Source organism: Jeotgalibacillus sp. JSM ZJ347 (assembly GCF_044383825.1).
Lineage (GTDB): Bacteria > Bacillota > Bacilli > Bacillales > Jeotgalibacillaceae > Jeotgalibacillus.
In genome coordinates this window covers 681,006-698,796 of sequence record NZ_JBISEN010000001.1, presented here as the reverse complement: position 1 = coordinate 698,796, position 17,791 = coordinate 681,006, and the positions used below count along the sequence as shown (strand labels likewise).

Genomic DNA, 17,791 nt, shown 5'->3' with positions numbered 1-17,791 from the left:
TTTTTTGATCGGGGTTTACGTAGATGTAAGTGACGGTTATTAATTAGTAATAAGTAAAAATTTGTTTTAAAGGAGCACTTATATGAATGTACCTAATAAGATTACGATCTCAAGAATTTTTCTGATCCCGCTATTTATGGTGATCATGCTGGTGGATTTTAACTGGGGAGATATCACACTGCTTGGTGCTGAAATGCCGGTCAGCCATCTCATTGGCGCATTAATCTTTATTTTTGCAGCGACGACTGACTGGGTGGATGGTTATTATGCAAGAAAATACAACCAGGTAACGAACCTTGGCAAGTTTCTGGATCCGCTTGCAGACAAATTATTAGTATCTGCTGCTTTAATTATTCTGGTGGAACTGCAAATGGCACCATCCTGGATTGTGATAATCATTATCTCCAGAGAGTTTGCAATTACAGGCCTCAGACTGGTTCTTGCCGGAACCGGAGAAGTCCATGCTGCTGCTATGCTTGGTAAAATTAAAATGTGGATGCAGATCGTTGCGATTTCGGCACTTCTACTTCACAATATTTTCTTCACAATGTTTAACATACCATTTGATGTGATTGGGTTATATATTGCAGCATTTTTCACTGTATGGTCAGGTGTTGACTACTTTATTAAAAACTGGGGTGCTTTTAAAGATTCCAAATAAGGAGATGCTGTTATGAATGCTGAAATTATTGCAGTAGGTTCTGAATTACTGCTTGGTCAGATTGCAAACACAAATGCCCAGTTTATCTCTGCAAGACTTGCAGAGTCCGGAATCAATGTATATTACCATAGTGTAGTTGGAGACAATGAGGAGCGGCTGTTACAGACGATTACTACAGCCGGAAAAAGATCTGATATTGTCATCATTACAGGGGGGCTTGGCCCGACTAAAGATGATCTAACAAAGGAAACTGCAGCGAGACATCTGGACTGCAGTCTTTCCTATGATAAAGAATCCCTAGAAGCAATCGAACAATATTATCTGCAGACCGGGAGCGAGATGACAGAGAACAATAAAAAGCAGGCACTGGTCTTAGAGAACAGTACTGTGTTTTTTAATTTTCACGGGATGGCACCGGGAATGCTAAAGGAAGTTCATCACACTAAATATCTGCTGCTTCCGGGCCCTCCGAGGGAAATGAAACCAATGCTAGTGGATCAGGTTCTTCCTTACCTGAATCATCAAAAAGCAGAAAGCAGCTCTATTTACTCAAAAGTCATGCGTTTCTTCGGAATAGGAGAAGCAGATCTTGAGTCGCGTATTGATGATATTCTGAGCGAACAAACCAACCCAACAATAGCGCCGCTTGCTGAGGACGGTGAAGTGACGCTTAGAATTACTGCTAGAAGCAAAGAGCTGAAAGAAGCTGAAGCGCTGATTGATCAGATGATTACGGTGCTTGATGACAGAGTTGGACACTATTGTTACGGATATGATCAGAACAATCTGCTTCATAAAATCACTTTGCTATTAGAACAAAAGGAATTAACGATTGCTTCAGCTGAGAGTCTGACTGGCGGATTATTTTCTTCTGAGATCGCTTCAGTTCCGGGTGCCAGTAATTATCTTTCAGGCGGTGTGACGGTCTATTCAAATGATGCGAAACAATCTGTGCTCGGGGTACCGGGAGACCTGCTTGGTCAATACGGGGCAGTCAGCAGTGAATGCGCTGAAAACATGGCAGAACAGGTCCGTCTGAAGTTTGACAGTCAGATTGGTATCAGCTTTACCGGAGTAGCTGGTCCTGGAGACTATAACGGTATTCCGGAGGGGACAGTGTGGATTGGTGTATCAGTTAGAGGTGGTATTGTCGCTTCATTTAAATTACTGCTTAAAGGTGACCGAAACTTTAAAAGAATCAGAGCGGTAAAACATGGAATGTACGGTTTGATTCAATTGATTGAGAAAAATACCGGACCGTTTGTAAAATAAATTTTTTTGAAATAATCAACCAAATTGAATAGATACAAAAAATGAATTTAACTGCGGATTTACGATTTGATTAATAAAATCCTGATGAAAATGACCTTTTAAAAAAATACGAATAAATGTTCGGTTTTTGCTTGTTATCTGTTCTGAAAAAGAGTATAGTAGAGTTAGGTTATGAGACGTCATTAATGCGTCTATATTAAAGGAGGAATTAATGTGAGTGATCGTCAGGCAGCGCTGGATATGGCGCTTAAACAAATAGAAAAACAGTTCGGTAAAGGTTCAATTATGAAACTTGGAGAGCAGACTGACAGAAGAGTCAATACTGTATCAAGCGGTTCTGTCTCACTGGATGCAGCTTTAGGAGTAGGCGGTTATCCAAGAGGCCGTGTTATCGAAATTTACGGTCCTGAAAGCTCGGGTAAAACAACTGTAGCGCTTCACGCAATTGCTGAAGTTCAGGCAAATGGCGGGCAGGCTGCTTTCATTGATGCTGAGCACGCACTGGATCCTGTATATGCACAAAAGCTTGGTGTTAATATAGATGAACTTCTTTTATCACAGCCGGATACAGGCGAGCAGGCACTTGAAATTGCAGAAGCATTAGTACGAAGCGGTGCCGTTGAAATTGTCATTGTTGACTCTGTTGCAGCACTTGTACCGAAAGCGGAAATTGAAGGAGAGATGGGTGATTCCCATGTTGGTCTTCAGGCGCGATTAATGTCTCAGGCGCTTAGAAAACTTTCCGGTGCAATCAGCAAATCCAATACGATCGCAATTTTCATTAACCAGATTCGTGAAAAAGTAGGGGTTATGTTCGGAAGCCCTGAAACAACTCCTGGTGGACGTGCGCTGAAGTTCTACTCTTCTGTCCGTCTGGATGTTCGCCGGGCTGAAACACTTAAGCAGGGTAACGACATGGTCGGTAATAAAACGCGTATTAAAGTAGTTAAAAACAAGGTTGCGCCGCCATTCCGTATTGCAGAAGTTGATATCATGTACGGTGAAGGTATCTCCAAAGAGGGAGAAATCATCGACCTTGGTGCAGAAGCTGATATCGTGCAAAAGAGCGGATCATGGTATTCATACGAAGGAGAGCGCCTTGGACAGGGAAGAGAAAATGCCAAGCAGTTCCTGAAAGAAAATACCGATCTGCGCCAGCAAATTCTCTTAAAGATTCGTGAGCATCATGGGATGGATCAGCCACATGCTGCACCTGAGAATGAGCAGAACGAAGCGGAAGAATTTGATCTGTTAGAAGATAAGTAAGCAGGGTAAAATGAGGCAGGGGATATTTTCCTGTCTCTTTTCTTATGAAATGTTATGAGGCAGATTATTCTAGGTTACTTGACAATGAAATTTTGCAGACTTAAAATTAAGATTGTATATTTTTCAATTTTTCTAATTGATAAGTAAATGTCATGAAGTCTTCCAATAAACATTTGGGGGATTCTGAAAAGACAAAGTGAAAAAAAGAAATAGCAAGAGGAGGTGAATACGATGGGAGCACTCGAAATCACCTTCATTTTGGTTGGCATTATCGTCGGTGTGGTTGTTGGTTATATGATACACAAATTCATGATGGACGCTAAAGTCGGTGGTGCAAAGGGAACTGTTGAACAAATCCTTTCTAATGGGAGGCGTGAAGCAGAGGCACTGAAGAAAGAAGCGCTGCTTGAAGCAAAGGATGAAAATCATAAGCTTCGTTCAGAAATGGAAGCAGAACTTCGTGAACGCAGAAATGAATTACAAAAGCAGGAAAACCGCCTGATGCAGCGGGAAGAAAACCTGGATCGCAAAGATGACTCGCTCAACAAGCGGGAATCAATGCAGGAACGTAAAGATCAATCCTTGCATGAAAGACAACAACATATTGAAGAGATGGAAAGCAAAGTGGAGGAGATGGTTCAAAAGCAAGAGCTCGAACTTGAGCGTGTATCTGGACTGACGCGTGAAGAAGCGAAAGCAATTATACTTGATCAGGTAGAGAAAGAACTGTCGCAGGACATTGCAATTATGGTAAAAGAACAGGAAAACCGCGCAAAAGAAGAATCAGAGAAGAAAGCAAGAGAACTATTATCTCTGGCCATTCAAAGGTGTGCGGCAGACCACGTTGCTGAAACCACTGTTTCTGTCGTTAACCTGCCGAATGATGAAATGAAAGGGCGCATCATCGGAAGAGAAGGACGAAATATCAGAACGTTGGAAACGCTGACAGGAATCGATTTAATTATCGATGATACGCCAGAGGCTGTTATTCTCTCGGGATTTGATCCAATCAGAAGAGAAACAGCACGTATTGCGCTCGAAAAGCTGGTACAGGATGGGCGCATTCACCCTGCGCGGATTGAGGAAATGGTTGATAAAGCACGACGTGAAGTAGATGAGCACATTCGTGAAATTGGTGAGCAGACAACATTCGATATTGGTGTTCACGGTCTCCATCCGGATCTCATTAAGATCCTGGGAAGATTGAAGTACCGTACAAGCTACGGACAAAATGTTCTGAAGCATTCTACAGAAGTTGCTTATCTATCAGGTTTGCTTGCAGCTGAACTTGGTGAAGATGTTGCGCTTGCGAGAAGAGCAGGACTGCTCCACGATATTGGTAAAGCAATTGACCATGAAGTGGAAGGCAGCCACGTTGAAATCGGCGTAGAGCTTGCAACGAAATACAAAGAACACCCTGTAGTGATTAACAGTATCGCTTCTCACCATGGTGATTATGAAGCAACTTCAGTGATTGCAGTGCTAGTTGCAGCAGCAGATGCGCTTTCAGCAGCACGTCCTGGGGCGAGAAGTGAAACACTAGAAAACTACATCAGAAGACTGGAACGTCTTGAAGAGATCTCTGAAGGATATGACGGTGTAGAGAAATCATTTGCAATACAGGCCGGACGTGAAATACGGATTATGGTCCGACCTGAGCAGATTGATGATCTTACAGCTCACAGGCTTGCACGGGATATCCGTAAGCAGATAGAAGAAGAGCTGAATTACCCGGGTCACATAAAAGTGACAGTGATTAGAGAAACAAGAGCAGTTGAATACGCAAAATAAGTGAAAGCGGTGTGCCTCGTGCACACCGTTTTTCATATGAATGGATGACAGGGAAGTTGAAACCCTCCGGCTTTCATGCTAAAGTTTGAACGAATATATCAGTAGAAAGAGGATTAATATGAAAATACTATTTGTTGGAGATGTAGTAGGCGCTCCCGGTCGGGAAATGATTGATGAGTATCTTCCAAAGTTGAAAGCAAGACATGAACCTGATGCTATAATCGTGAATGGTGAGAATGCGGCTTCCGGGAGAGGTATTACTCAGAAAATTTATGATCAGCTCATCCAGGCAGGTGCTGATATGATTACGCTTGGTAATCATACATGGGATAATAAAGACCTGTTTAACTTTATAGATAAAGCTGATCAGTTAGTCAGACCACTGAATTACCCTAAAGGGACGCCGGGGAAAGGTATTCGCTATTTTCAGGCAGGAAGCGCTGAAGTGGCAGTAGTGAATGCACTGGGCAGAACGTTCATGAACCCTGTAGACGATCCTTTCCCGGCTGTGAGACAGGCAGTAACAGAGGCAAAAAGACAGACGCCATTTGTATTTGTTGATTTTCATGCTGAAGCAACGAGTGAAAAACAGGCGATGGGCTGGTATCTTGATGGCAAAGCTTCTGCTGTCGTTGGTACTCACACGCACGTTCAGACTGCTGATAATAGAATCCTGCCGGAAGGAACTGCTTATTTATCTGACGTAGGGATGACAGGACCGTACGATGCAATTTTGGGAATGGAAAGAGAAGCGGTATTAAAAAGATTTGTAACTGGTTTACCATCAAGGTTTGAAGTGCCAAAAACCGGTCGCGCAATATTAAGTGGCTGCCTGATTACATTAGATCGTAAAACAGGTAAAGCAGATTCTATTGAGCGCATATTGATTAATGAAGACCATCCTTTTTAAAACCTTCACTTAATATTGCCTGCACCTGCATAACTTCAGCAGAAAACGAATATAGTGAATGGACACTAGCACACGTTAGCGGTTGAAGAAGGGGGATCTGCAGTTGAATGTATTAAAAGTATCGTCAAAATCTAATCCAAATTCAGTGGCAGGTGCATTAGCAGGTGTTTTAAGAGAAAAAGGATTTGTAGAAGTCCAGGCCATTGGAGCCGGGGCGCTTAATCAGGCTGTAAAAGCAGTCGCAATATCCAGAGGATTTGTTGCTCCATCAGGAATTGATCTGATTTGCATCCCTGCATTTACAGATATTCAGATTGAGGGAGAAGAAAGAACAGCGATTAAACTGATCATTGAACCAAGGTAAGATAAAGCCGCTGCTTATGCAGCGGCTTTTATTATTAACGATAATTGTATTATGTAAACTTATATTCATTCTAAGGGCTGAATTTATATGTTGTATCGTTAAAAAGGTGTGTCGAATGTAGTAAACGTGATAAAATGAACAATGATGAATTTATACATATTGCGCAGTTGAAGGAGAGATTAGAATGAAACAGCAGCTTTCCTGGAAAGTTGGCGGTCAGCAGGGAGAAGGGATCGAAAGTACCGGCGAAATCTTTTCCATGGCAATGAACCGCCTGGGTTATTTTTTATACGGCTACCGCCATTTTTCTTCCAGAATTAAAGGTGGGCATACAAATAATAAAATCAGAGTCAGTACAACCAGAGTAAGAGCGGTAGAAGACAGACTTGATATATTAGTAGCGTTTGATCAGGAAACAATTGATGTTAACTATCACGAAATGGGTCCGGAAGGGATCATCATTGCAGATGAAAAATTTAACCCCGTAAACCCTGAAGACTGTGAGTCAGAACTGGTCATTGTACCTTTTACTGAAATCGCTTCTGAATTAGGCACATCATTAATGAAAAATATGGTGGCGATCGGGGCAACATGTGCTATTATGAACCTTCCGACTAAAGCTTTCACCAGTGTGTTACAGGAGACTTTTAAACGTAAAGGTGATGTCGTTGTTCAGAAAAACATGGAAGCAATTGAAGCGGGATACATAAAAGCTTCAGAATTGCTTGCAGATAAAAAAGGATCACACAAACTATCAGAAGCTGATGGCATTCAGCGAATGTATATGATTGGAAATGATGCGATTGCGCTAGGTGCAATTTCGGCAGGCGTCAGGTTTATGGCTGCTTATCCAATTACACCGGCTTCTGAAATCATGGAATATTTAATTAAAAAGCTTCCGGCGCTCGGAGGTGCGGTCATTCAGACGGAAGATGAAATCGCAGCCGCAACGATGGCAATTGGATCAAATTATGCAGGTGTGCGTGCATTCACAGCTTCTGCGGGTCCTGGATTGTCTCTCATGATGGAATCAATCGGTTTATCAGGTATGACTGAACAGCCGCTTGTGATCGTGGATACACAGCGTGGAGGCCCTTCAACAGGTCTGCCGACTAAGCAGGAACAGTCTGACCTCATGCAGATGATCTACGGCTCTCACGGTGATATCCCTAAGATCGTACTGGCACCGAGTACAGCTGAAGAAGCATTTTATGATACAATTGATGCTTTTAATCTGGCAGAGCAATACCAGTGTCCGGTTATTGTTCTATCAGACTTACAGCTTTCACTTGGAAAGCAGTCAGTTGACCCGTTGAATTACTCGAAAGTAAAGGTTGGACGCGGAAAGCTGGTTGCTGATGAATCACAGCTCGACGAACTTGAGCCAAAGCAATACTTCAAGCGCTATGAAATAACAGAAGACGGCGTGTCACAGCGTGTACTGCCAGGGATGAAAAATGGTATTCACCATGTGACCGGTGTTGAGCATGACGAGACAGGTAAGCCTTCGGAATCATCGTTGAACCGTCAGATGCAGATGGACAAGAGAATGAGAAAGCTTGATCATGTTTCGCTTCATAAAGCGGTGGATATAGACAATGCAAGTCACGGTGAGGCAGATGTCTTGCTGATTGGTTTTAACTCTACCCGTGGTGCTTTGGAAGAAGCGCAGGAAAGACTTGAGGCAGATGGGTTAAAGGTGAATCATGCACATATCAGACTGCTGCATCCATTCCCTGCTGAAAAGCTTGCTCCATTAATGGAAAGTGCAAAAAAAGTGGTTGTAGCTGAACATAATGCAACAGGTCAGCTGGCATCATTAATTAAGATGAACGTCGGAATGGCTTCAAAAATTCACAGTCTGAAAAAATATGACGGTACACCGTTTCTGCCTTCAGAGGTTGAGCTGTTAACGAAGGAGCTGATTTAATTGGTTACATTCAAAGACTTCAGAAATAATGTAAAGCCAAACTGGTGCCCGGGATGTGGAGACTTTTCAGTTCAGGCTGCGATCCAGCGGGCTTCAGCTAATATTGGCTTGACACCTGAAAACCTTGCTGTCGTATCAGGTATCGGATGTTCCGGAAGAATCTCAGGTTACATTAATTCATATGGATTCCACAGTATTCATGGTCGCGCGCTGCCACTTGCTCAAGGAGTGAAAATGGCAAACAGAGACCTGACTGTCATTGCGTCAGGTGGAGACGGGGATGGATTTGCGATCGGCCTTGGTCATACCATCCACGCGATCAGAAGAAATATCGATATGACCTATATCGTCATGGATAATCAGATTTACGGTTTAACAAAAGGGCAGACATCACCAAGATCTTCTGCAGGTTTTAAAACAAAATCAACACCTAAAGGGGCAATCGAACCATCCATTAATCCGATGGAAATGGCACTGACGTCAGGTGCCACTTTTGTGGCGCAGGGATTCTCATCTGATTTGAAGGAATTAACGAGCCTGATTGAGCAGGGGCTAAACCATAAAGGCTTTTCTTTAATTAATGTATTTAGTCCTTGCGTAACGTATAACAAAGTCAATACGTATGACTGGTTTAAGGAAAATCTTGTGAAGCTTTCTGCAGTAGACGGTTACGATGCTCAAAATAAGGAAGCGGCAATGCAGACGCTGATGAAGCACGATGGTCTTGTAACTGGTCTGATTTATCAGGATGTCGAACAGCCATCTTATCAGGAGCTGATTGATGGCTATGATGAAGCACCACTCAGCAGTCAGAACCTCGAGCTTGATGAAGAATACTTTAACAACTTGGTAAAAGAATTTATGTAAAATGCCGAGCGCACGTGATTCAAGCGTGCGCTTTTATACTGAAATTGAGTCAATTTATCGACATCATCAACGGGTGTGTTGTCAGTATGTAAAATAGCATTTATACTTATATAACATGGGTTTTTAGAGCCCTGTTACAAATGATGCACGGATTAAAGCCGGGAGGAAAGGGGACATTAAGATGAATGAAGAGCAGCGCCTTGCAAGTCAAGATGCCACTCAGACATCTCAGGGACAGAAGAAAGAAAAAGACTACAGTCAATACTTTCAAACTGTCTACAGCCCGCCATCGTTAAAAGATGCAAAAAGACGCGGTAAAGAAGATGTAAATTACCATGAAGATTTCAAAATAGATCAGTCCTTACAGGGAATGGGGAATGGACGTAAGTTTTATATCCGGACTTATGGCTGCCAAATGAATGAGCATGATACAGAAGTAATGGCAGGCATATTCCTTCAGCTTGGATACGAGCCGACGGATACGACTGAAGATGCGGATGTTATTCTGCTGAATACATGTGCGATCCGTGAGAATGCAGAAAACAAAGTGTTCGGTGAGATCGGACACCTCAAGCCTTTAAAACTTGAAAAGCCTGATCTGCTGATTGGTGTATGCGGTTGTATGTCTCAGGAAGAATCAGTTGTAAATAAGATTCTTAAAACACATCCGCATATCGATATGATTTTTGGTACGCATAACATACACCGTCTGCCAAATATTCTAAATGAAGCTTATATGAGTAAAGAAATGGTCATTGAAGTCTGGTCTAAAGAAGGCGACGTAATTGAGAATCTTCCTAAAGTGAGAAAAGGTGCAATTAAAGGTTGGGTTAACATTATGTATGGATGCGATAAATTCTGTACATATTGCATTGTTCCTTACACAAGAGGAAAAGAGCGCAGCAGAAGGCCGGAAGATATCATACAGGAAGTCAGACACCTGGCAGCACAAGGCTATCAGGAAATTACACTTCTCGGTCAGAACGTGAATGCTTACGGGAAAGATTTGAAGGATATGGATTATGGGCTTGGACAATTAATGGATGAGCTGCGTAAAATTGATATTCCGCGAATCAGATTCACAACAAGTCACCCAAGAGACTTTGACGATTATTTAATTGAGGTTCTTGCAAAAGGCGGAAACCTCGTCGAGCATATTCACCTGCCAGTTCAGCACGGTTCTTCACAAGTGCTTAAACTGATGGCAAGGAAGTACACACGTGAGCAATTCCTGACGCTAGTCGGTAAGATCAGAAAAGCGATACCAAATGCTGTTCTAACTACGGATATCATTGTAGGTTTCCCGAATGAAACAGAAGAACAGTTTGAAGAAACCCTATCACTATATAAAGAAGTAGGGTTTGAGACAGCATTTACTTATATTTATTCTCCACGGGAAGGTACACCAGCAGCAAAAATGCAGGATAATGTACCGATGGAAGTGAAGAAAGAGCGCTTGCAGCGATTAAATAACCTTGTAAATGAAATGTCTCTTGCAGCAATGAAAAAACTTGAAGGTCAAACAATGGAAGTATTAGTAGAAGGTGAAAGCCGTAAAAATGCTGAAGTATTGTCAGGCTATACAAGAACAAGTAAACTTGTTAACTTTAAAGGACCAAAGCACATCATCGGAAAAAGAGTGATGGTCAAAATTACTGACGCTAGAACCTGGAGCCTGAACGGTGAACTGGTTGAAGCGGATGAACCAGTAGGAGTGAATGGATAATGGAAAAAAGATATACTAAAAAAGAAATTATTGCCCGTGCAAAAGAGCTTGCACAAATGATTACAGAAACAGAAGAAGTAGACTTTTTCAAGCGTGCAGAGGCACAGATTCAGGAAAATCAGAAAATCAGAGAAAAAATCGCCAGCCTGAGAAGCCTTCAAAAGCAGGCGGTAAACTTCCAGCATTACGGTAAGCACGAAGCCTTGAAAATGATCGAAGCAAAAATTGAAAAAGTTGAAAATGAAATTGATGAAATTCCAATTGTTCAGGAATTCAAACAGTCACAGACTGAAGTAAACGATCTACTTCAAATGGTAGCTAACACAGTATCAAACACAGTGACTGATGAAATTATCCGTCAGACAGGCGGAGACATTATGAAAGGTGAAACCGGTGCCCAGATTAAGAATTCCCCCGGGGGCAGCTGTTCATAAAAAGGTGAAACTGGATCCGGTTTAATGCCGGATCTTTTTATATTAATTAAGTTCAGAAAATTGACAATGATCTTAATTTTTGATAAAAATAAATTATGGCTCGTTTTAAGAGCTTATTATTTTGCGATTAAATGAAAGCGATTACATAAAAGGGGGATAGAGGTGAATTTGGTTATAATATCTTGAACAACAGGGGGAAGAATAATGACTTACGCTAATCCGAATACTGATGGATCTCTAGTAAATTTTAAAAAAAAATATGATAACTACATAGGGGGAGAGTGGGTTGCGCCTGTGAAAGGACAGTATTTTGACAACCCTTCTCCGGTTGATGGCAAAGTCTTCTGTCAAATCGCACGCTCTACAGAAGAAGATATAGAAAAAGCGCTGGATGCAGCACATGCTGCTAAAGACGCGTGGGGAAAAACTTCTGTAACTGAAAGGTCTGTCATTTTAAATAAGATTGCAGACCGTATGGAAGAAAACCTTGAAATGCTGGCAGTAGCTGAAACATGGGAAAACGGTAAAGCCGTTCGAGAAACGCTTAATGCCGACTTGCCGCTTGCAATTGATCACTTCAGATACTTTGCAGGTGTTATCCGTGCACAGGAAGGCACACTTGGTGAAATCGATCACGATACAGTTGCATATCATTTCCATGAGCCGCTTGGTGTAGTAGGGCAGATCATTCCCTGGAACTTCCCGTTACTAATGGCTGTGTGGAAGCTTGCTCCGGCACTGGCTGCAGGTAACTGTATTGTCTTAAAACCTGCAGAACAAACACCGTCTTCAATTTTAGTATTGATGGAACTTGTAGGAGACCTTCTTCCTGAAGGCGTCATTAATATTGTAAATGGATTCGGACTTGAAGCTGGTAAACCGCTCGCATCAAGTAAACGTATTGCTAAAATTGCTTTTACAGGGGAAACAACAACAGGCCGGATGATAATGGAGTATGCTTCTCAGAACCTTATTCCTGTTACGCTTGAACTTGGCGGTAAATCACCAAATATTTTCTTCAAAGATATTATGGACCAGGATGACGAATTCGTTGATAAAGCAGTAGAAGGTCTTCTGATGTTCGCGCTTAATCAGGGGGAAGTATGTACGTGTCCTTCAAGAGCATTGATCCATGAAGATATTTATGAAGAATTTATGGCGCGTGTTGTGAAGAGAGTAAAAGAAATTAATACAGGTAATCCGCTCGACCCGAATACAATGATGGGTGCTCAGGCATCTACTGAACAGATGGAAAAGATCCAGTCTTATCTGCAAATCGGTAAAGATGAAGGAGCAGAGCTTGTTACCGGTGGAGACATTAATAAAAAAGAAGGGGAGTTTGCTGAAGGCTATTACATTCAGCCAACGATCTTTAAAGGAACAAATGACATGAGAATTTTCCAGGAAGAGATCTTTGGACCGGTTCTTTCTGTCACAACTTTTAAAAATGATGAAGAAGCAATGGAAATTGCGAATGATACGCTGTACGGACTCGGTGCAGGGATCTGGACTAGAAATGTTAATACAGCTTACCGTTTTGGAAGAGGCATCCAGGCAGGTCGTGTGTGGACGAACTGTTACCACCAGTATCCGGCTCACGCAGCATTTGGCGGATACAAGATGTCAGGAATCGGGCGAGAGAACCATAAGATGATGCTTGACCATTATCAGCAGACGAAAAATATGCTTGTCAGCTATAGCCCGAAGAAATTAGGATTCTTCTAAAATTGACGGCTCCGGTTTTTTTACCGGAGTTTTTTATATGAGATCTTTTTTGGTGATAGATCATTCGATTACAACTCCGCATAGCTTCCTGGAGCTTTAGATTGTTTAATTGTGGTGATTAAGGGTAAAATTCTGTAAATCGTACTGTTAAGGAGGATGTAAATGGAACATCATCTACAAGCTTATTTTAAAAATGAAAGTGATGCAGAAACTGCATTAGCAAAGCTACAGAGGTGTCCAATCAGAGATGCCAGGATAGATTCTATTCCTGACGCTGACAGTAATCCGTTCTTGCTGCCTGCATTAAGTTTCACATCCAGTTCAATGCCTAACACAGGAGTCATTACTGATCGTGATGTTATCAGCAGTGCGGATTCCTCAGATACATTTAATTATCTGCTGGAGTTCTATGTAAATGAGAAAGACAGAGAAGAAGTTGTATCTTTACTAAGTAAAACTGATGCGCACTTAGATAAAGAGGCATATGAAAAAATTACAGGAAATTAAATAAAGCTCTAATAATAACGTTGTTATTATTAGAGCTTTATTGTTTGGTTAATAACTATTTCCGGCTTTAAGTTAACATAATATTCTTCCTGTTGATTTGTTCTCGATAATACGAAGTCTGCTGCCATTTCCGCTGCTTTATTTGTGGAATAGCCAAATAGTGAAACAGGGGAGGCAACATCTGTATTCTCATCATAAGCAATCAGCGAGCATTCTTGAGGAATATGAAGATTAAGGCTTTTGCTTACCAATAATGTGAATTCTGCCAGCTTGCGTGTAGAGCAAATAATGACATCGGGCATGGTATGGTCGAGTACGGCTTTAACATACGTATAAAACCGGTCAGGATCGCCGGTGTGAATAGGCAGGTGATGAATGGTTTCAAATTTATTTTCTCTTTTAATTAGACTGTAAAGCCATTCATCGTTGTGTTCATTGATTATGAGTACTGACCGGTGGCCGGAATGTAACAGAAGGGATGCAGCTTTTAGAGCTGCATCTTTTTTTAATGCTTTCTGACTCGCAAATGTGTAATCTGAAGTGTCGCTGAATGGATTGTACGTGAAATCAATATTAGGAAAATTGACTTCATTCTGATCTGCAACAAGTACACAGGAGGCTTTTAACCTTGAAAACAACTCTTTTGCATCATCAAAAGAAGAAGTGGCAACTGCCGGTAAAAAACCGCGCAGTTTTAACTGTCTGCTTACTTCCTGGACATAGGCAGCGTATCTGGGTTCAGTAATCTCCGGGCAATAAATACCTACAGCATTTGATTGTCCAGTAGCAAGGATTTTTGCTGAAGTATTGATTTCATATCCCATCTCTTTTGCAAGAGTTAAAATCCGCTGTTTAGTAGGTTCCTTTACCAAGGGACTATCATTCAAAGCCTTTGACACTGTAGAAAAACTGACATTCGCTTCTTTTGCTATATCTTTTATTGTGACAGGCATGTTTTCACTCCTTAATAATAACGTTATTATTAATTTGATTATAATTGCTAATTAATAAAATAACAATTGTTATTAAAAGATCATAAAAATAATAACGTTATTATTTTTATAAAACCAGGTTATTTGCACATGTTTTTAAAACGGTGCATAAGATAAGGGAGAAATGAAAGGAGGCCGCTTTAATGACGGAATACCGTGAGATTATTACGAAGTCAGTGGTGGCGAAAGGACGTAAATACGTTAAATCCAAACATACTGTACAGCCGCCCCACAAACCGTCAAGTATACTCGGCTGCTGGATTATCAACCATAAATACTCTGCGAAAAAATCAGGGAACAAAGTTGAAGTGAATGGGTCGTATGAGCTGAATGTATGGTATTCGCACCATCACAACACGAAGACGTCTGTCATCATTGAAAGTGTTTCATACAGAGATGAAATTGGTCTGCGTTACCGTGATAAGGATGCCAGGGATGATCATGAAGTCATTGCGAGAGTGCTTCAGCAGCCTAACTGTATAGAGGCGGAGGTTTCTGAAAAAGGACAGCATATCGTTGTGCATGCTGAAAGAGAAATCGCAGCTGAATGTGTCGGGGAAACAAAGGTCTGCGTTGCATTTACTAATGATTATCACGGTAATGATGACTGGGATGATTATGAACTTGATGAAGAGCTCGAACATATTAATCAGGATGTATTCGATCATGAGTAAAACACTGTCTCCGGACAGTGTTTTTTCTTGTCATCAGTAAGTATACGGGTAAGTGATTAACGTCCATTTATGCTATACTCTTCACATATAAAAAGTTGATGAACGGAGAGAGAAGTTTTGACGAAGTATACACCAATGATGCAGCAGTATTTAAGAATAAAAGCAGATGTGCCGGATGCATTTCTGTTTTTCAGGCTTGGAGATTTTTATGAAATGTTTTTTGATGATGCACTGAAAGCTTCGAAAGAATTAGAAATTACTTTAACGGCCCGCGGAGGCAATAAAGAAGACAAAATTCCGATGTGCGGCGTGCCTTATCATTCAGCAGCTTCATACATAGAGAAATTGGTGGACAGGGGATATAAGGTCGCTTTGTGTGAGCAGACAGAAGACCCTAAGCACGCAAAAGGTGTTGTAAAAAGAGAAATTGTTCAGATGATCACTCCCGGTACGGCCGTCAATGCTGTAAATGAGAAGGAAAACCATTTTCTTGGGTCAGCAGTGCAGCTCGATAACAACCGCTTCAGTATTGCTTATCTTGACTTATCTACCGGTGAATCCAAGGCATCGGTGGTTGAGAATGAAGCGTTATTGATTCAGGAAATCACACTGGTTAAAGCGAAAGAATTAATCCTGCCTTCTTCAGTCAGTGACGATTTGATCAGCAAGTTCAAAGAAAGAGGAATCACAGCTATATCGAAAGTAAATGATGATTCATTGGTTTTTGATGAATCGCTGCTTTCATTACTTGAAGGGGATGATGTTAAGCGTGGCATCAGTCTTCTTTTGCATTATACTGCTGATACTCAGAAGCGGTCACTTGAACATTTACAAAAGACAGAGCATTACGAGGTCAATGCCTTTTTACAGATAGATCCGAATTCTAAAAGAAACCTTGAATTAACTGAGAATAACCGTAGCGGGTCAAAAAAAGGGTCGCTCGTCTGGCTGCTGGATGAAACGGTTACAGCAATGGGCAGCAGACAGCTTAAATCATGGATTGAAAGACCACTTATCGACCAGACACAGATTAATGAAAGACTGAGCCTGGTTGAGAGTCTGAAAAATTATTATTTTGAAAGAGAATCATTACGGGAGCTTTTACAGAATGTTTATGACCTTGAACGGCTTGCGGGCAGGGTGGCGTTTGGTTCGATCAGTCCGAGAGATCTCGTTCAGCTGAAAAGGTCTCTTCAGCAGGTGCCATTCATTAAAGAAAAATTATCTGAAATCCCGGATGAAGGTTTACTCAAAAGATCTGATTCAATGGATTCCTGTATTGATATCGCAGACTTACTCGATGCATCAATTGATGATCAGGCACCAATCGCGATCAAGGATGGAAATTTTATAAAAGATGGCTATTCAGAGGAGCTTGATCAATATAAAGATGCCAGCCGAAACGGGAAGAAGTGGATAGCGGAACTTGAGCAGAAAGAACGGGCATTAACCGGCATTAAATCACTCAAGATCGGCTATAATCGGATTTTTGGCTACTATATAGAAGTGACAAAAGCTAATCTTCCGTCTTTAAATGATGAACGTTATGAAAGACGACAGACACTTGCGAACGCTGAGCGGTATATTACGCCTGAACTGAAAGAAAAAGAAACATTAATTCTTGAGGCGGAAGAAAAATCGGTCGAACTTGAACACCGGATTTTTCAGACGGTGAAAGAGCAGGTGAAAAAAGAAATTCCGCGTATTCAGCAGTTAGCAAAAGATATTAGTGAGGTAGATGTACTCCAGGCATTTGCTTATATTAGTGAAAAAAGGCATTACGTGAAGCCTGAATTCTCTAAACAAAAAGTATTAAACATTACAGAAGGAAGACACCCTGTAATTGAAAAAGTGATGGATTTAAATGAGTATGTACCAAATTCATGCCAAATGGATGCAGACCGTTCCATGCTTTTGATCACCGGCCCAAATATGTCAGGTAAGAGTACCTATATGCGCCAGGTTGCTTTAATTTCGGTGATGGCGCAAATCGGATGTTTTGTTCCTGCCGACCACGCTGAGCTCCCGGTATTTGATAGAATCTTCACTAGAATCGGTGCAGCGGATGATCTGGTGAGTGGGCAGAGTACTTTTATGGTGGAAATGCTTGAAGCGAAGCACGCGCTTGAGTATGCGACTGAAAACAGCTTAATTCTGTTTGATGAAATTGGCAGAGGTACTTCAACTTATGATGGGATGTCACTAGCGCAGGCAATTATTGAGTATGTACATGATTCAATTCATGCTAAAACGCTTTTTTCTACACATTATCACGAACTTGTAGAGTTATCTTCAAAACTGGATCGCCTGAAAAATATTCATGTTGCAGCGGCAGAACAGGATGGCAAAGTGATATTTCTTCATAAAGTTAAAGAAGGTCCGGCTGATAAGAGTTACGGTATTCACGTTGCTGAGCTCGCTGAACTGCCTGCTTCATTGATCAGCCGTGCGAATGAATTACTTTCTTTATTTGAAGCGGAAAAAGAAAAGGGGTCAGAATCCAGGGAGCAGATGACGCTGTTTGATCTGCCGGAAAAATCAGACCAGGATGACCATAAGGTGTTAAAAGAAATTCAAAAGATAAACGTGCTTGAAATGACACCGATGGAAGCGATGAATGAACTTTATAAACTTCAGAAAAAAGCCGGTAAAATACTGGCAAAGTCATAAGA

General features: G+C 41.4%; 15 protein-coding genes. 14 read left to right on the top strand and 1 reads right to left on the bottom strand.

Annotated elements, in window-relative coordinates; genetic code table 11:
- Nucleotides 1-82: 82 nt before the first annotated feature.
- The 12 genes from pgsA to ACH6CZ_RS03570 all read left to right on the top strand — a co-directional run bounded on the left by pgsA (nucleotide 83) and on the right by ACH6CZ_RS03570 (nucleotide 13,453).
- On the top strand, nucleotides 83-661 hold the full coding sequence (gene pgsA, locus ACH6CZ_RS03625; RefSeq protein ID WP_374096053.1) for a CDP-diacylglycerol--glycerol-3-phosphate 3-phosphatidyltransferase: 579 nt from the start codon (nucleotides 83-85) through the stop codon (nucleotides 659-661).
- 12 nt (nucleotides 662-673) lie between these two features.
- Complete coding sequence (locus tag ACH6CZ_RS03620; RefSeq protein WP_374096052.1) at nucleotides 674-1,933, top strand: competence/damage-inducible protein A; 1,260 nt, start codon at nucleotides 674-676, stop codon at nucleotides 1,931-1,933.
- A gap of 213 nt (nucleotides 1,934-2,146) precedes the next feature.
- Nucleotides 2,147-3,199 (top strand): recombinase RecA, encoded by a 1,053-nt coding sequence (recA, locus tag ACH6CZ_RS03615; protein ID WP_374096051.1) that lies wholly within the window; start codon nucleotides 2,147-2,149, stop codon nucleotides 3,197-3,199.
- A 231-nt stretch (nucleotides 3,200-3,430) separates the two neighbouring features.
- Nucleotides 3,431-4,990 (top strand): ribonuclease Y, encoded by a 1,560-nt coding sequence (rny, locus tag ACH6CZ_RS03610; RefSeq protein WP_374096050.1) that lies wholly within the window; start codon nucleotides 3,431-3,433, stop codon nucleotides 4,988-4,990.
- A gap of 118 nt (nucleotides 4,991-5,108) precedes the next feature.
- Nucleotides 5,109-5,900, top strand: a complete 792-nt coding sequence (locus ACH6CZ_RS03605) for a TIGR00282 family metallophosphoesterase (RefSeq protein ID WP_374096049.1) — start codon at nucleotides 5,109-5,111, stop codon at nucleotides 5,898-5,900.
- A 103-nt stretch (nucleotides 5,901-6,003) separates the two neighbouring features.
- Complete coding sequence (locus ACH6CZ_RS03600) at nucleotides 6,004-6,264, top strand: stage V sporulation protein S (RefSeq protein WP_041122465.1); 261 nt, start codon at nucleotides 6,004-6,006, stop codon at nucleotides 6,262-6,264.
- A 184-nt stretch (nucleotides 6,265-6,448) separates the two neighbouring features.
- A complete protein-coding gene (locus ACH6CZ_RS03595) occupies nucleotides 6,449-8,194 on the top strand; it encodes a 2-oxoacid:acceptor oxidoreductase subunit alpha (RefSeq protein ID WP_374096048.1) in 1,746 nt (581 codons plus the stop codon).
- On the top strand, nucleotides 8,195-9,061 hold the full coding sequence (locus tag ACH6CZ_RS03590) for a 2-oxoacid:ferredoxin oxidoreductase subunit beta (RefSeq protein ID WP_374096047.1): 867 nt from the start codon (nucleotides 8,195-8,197) through the stop codon (nucleotides 9,059-9,061). It abuts the gene before it with no gap.
- Between the two features lie 181 nt (nucleotides 9,062-9,242).
- Nucleotides 9,243-10,787, top strand: coding sequence for a tRNA (N6-isopentenyl adenosine(37)-C2)-methylthiotransferase MiaB (gene miaB / locus ACH6CZ_RS03585; protein ID WP_374096046.1), 1,545 nt, complete (start codon nucleotides 9,243-9,245; stop codon nucleotides 10,785-10,787).
- Nucleotides 10,787-11,221, top strand: coding sequence for a YlbF/YmcA family competence regulator (locus ACH6CZ_RS03580; RefSeq protein ID WP_374096045.1), 435 nt, complete (start codon nucleotides 10,787-10,789; stop codon nucleotides 11,219-11,221). The genes miaB and ACH6CZ_RS03580 overlap by 1 nt, the downstream gene beginning before the upstream one ends.
- A gap of 204 nt (nucleotides 11,222-11,425) precedes the next feature.
- Nucleotides 11,426-12,946: an aldehyde dehydrogenase gene (gene adh / locus ACH6CZ_RS03575; protein WP_374096044.1), complete on the top strand. Its 1,521-nt coding sequence runs from the start codon at nucleotides 11,426-11,428 to the stop codon at nucleotides 12,944-12,946.
- Between the two features lie 162 nt (nucleotides 12,947-13,108).
- Nucleotides 13,109-13,453 carry a hypothetical protein gene (locus ACH6CZ_RS03570; protein ID WP_374096043.1) on the top strand — a complete coding sequence of 115 codons (345 nt, stop codon included), beginning with the start codon at nucleotides 13,109-13,111 and terminating at the stop codon, nucleotides 13,451-13,453.
- 29 nt (nucleotides 13,454-13,482) lie between these two features.
- Here the strand turns inward: ACH6CZ_RS03570 and ACH6CZ_RS03565 are convergent, their stop codons facing one another.
- On the bottom strand, nucleotides 13,483-14,406 hold the full coding sequence (locus tag ACH6CZ_RS03565) for a LacI family DNA-binding transcriptional regulator (RefSeq protein ID WP_374096042.1): 924 nt from the start codon (nucleotides 14,404-14,406) through the stop codon (nucleotides 13,483-13,485).
- A gap of 182 nt (nucleotides 14,407-14,588) precedes the next feature.
- Between ACH6CZ_RS03565 and cotE the strand changes: the two genes are divergently transcribed.
- Both cotE and mutS read left to right on the top strand, forming a co-directional pair.
- Complete coding sequence (cotE, locus tag ACH6CZ_RS03560; RefSeq protein ID WP_374096041.1) at nucleotides 14,589-15,119, top strand: outer spore coat protein CotE; 531 nt, start codon at nucleotides 14,589-14,591, stop codon at nucleotides 15,117-15,119.
- A gap of 117 nt (nucleotides 15,120-15,236) precedes the next feature.
- Nucleotides 15,237-17,789 (top strand): DNA mismatch repair protein MutS, encoded by a 2,553-nt coding sequence (gene mutS / locus ACH6CZ_RS03555; RefSeq protein ID WP_374096040.1) that lies wholly within the window; start codon nucleotides 15,237-15,239, stop codon nucleotides 17,787-17,789.
- The last annotated feature ends 2 nt before the right edge of the window (nucleotides 17,790-17,791 follow it).

Bases quoted from the DNA above. Each gene is read 5' to 3' on its own strand.
- pgsA (WP_374096053.1), top strand. From the start codon at position 83: ATGAATGTACCTAATAAGATTACGATCTCAAGAATTTTTCTGATCCCG.
- ACH6CZ_RS03620 (WP_374096052.1), top strand. From the start codon at position 674: ATGAATGCTGAAATTATTGCAGTAGGTTCTGAATTACTGCTTGGTCAG.
- rny (WP_374096050.1), top strand. From the start codon at position 3,431: ATGGGAGCACTCGAAATCACCTTCATTTTGGTTGGCATTATCGTCGGT.
- ACH6CZ_RS03605 (WP_374096049.1), top strand. From the start codon at position 5,109: ATGAAAATACTATTTGTTGGAGATGTAGTAGGCGCTCCCGGTCGGGAA.
- ACH6CZ_RS03595 (WP_374096048.1), top strand. From the start codon at position 6,449: ATGAAACAGCAGCTTTCCTGGAAAGTTGGCGGTCAGCAGGGAGAAGGG.
- miaB (WP_374096046.1), top strand. From the start codon at position 9,243: ATGAATGAAGAGCAGCGCCTTGCAAGTCAAGATGCCACTCAGACATCT.
- ACH6CZ_RS03580 (WP_374096045.1), top strand. From the start codon at position 10,787: ATGGAAAAAAGATATACTAAAAAAGAAATTATTGCCCGTGCAAAAGAG.
- adh (WP_374096044.1), top strand. From the start codon at position 11,426: ATGACTTACGCTAATCCGAATACTGATGGATCTCTAGTAAATTTTAAA.
- ACH6CZ_RS03570 (WP_374096043.1), top strand. From the start codon at position 13,109: ATGGAACATCATCTACAAGCTTATTTTAAAAATGAAAGTGATGCAGAA.
- ACH6CZ_RS03565 (WP_374096042.1), bottom strand. From the start codon at position 14,406: ATGCCTGTCACAATAAAAGATATAGCAAAAGAAGCGAATGTCAGTTTT.
- cotE (WP_374096041.1), top strand. From the start codon at position 14,589: ATGACGGAATACCGTGAGATTATTACGAAGTCAGTGGTGGCGAAAGGA.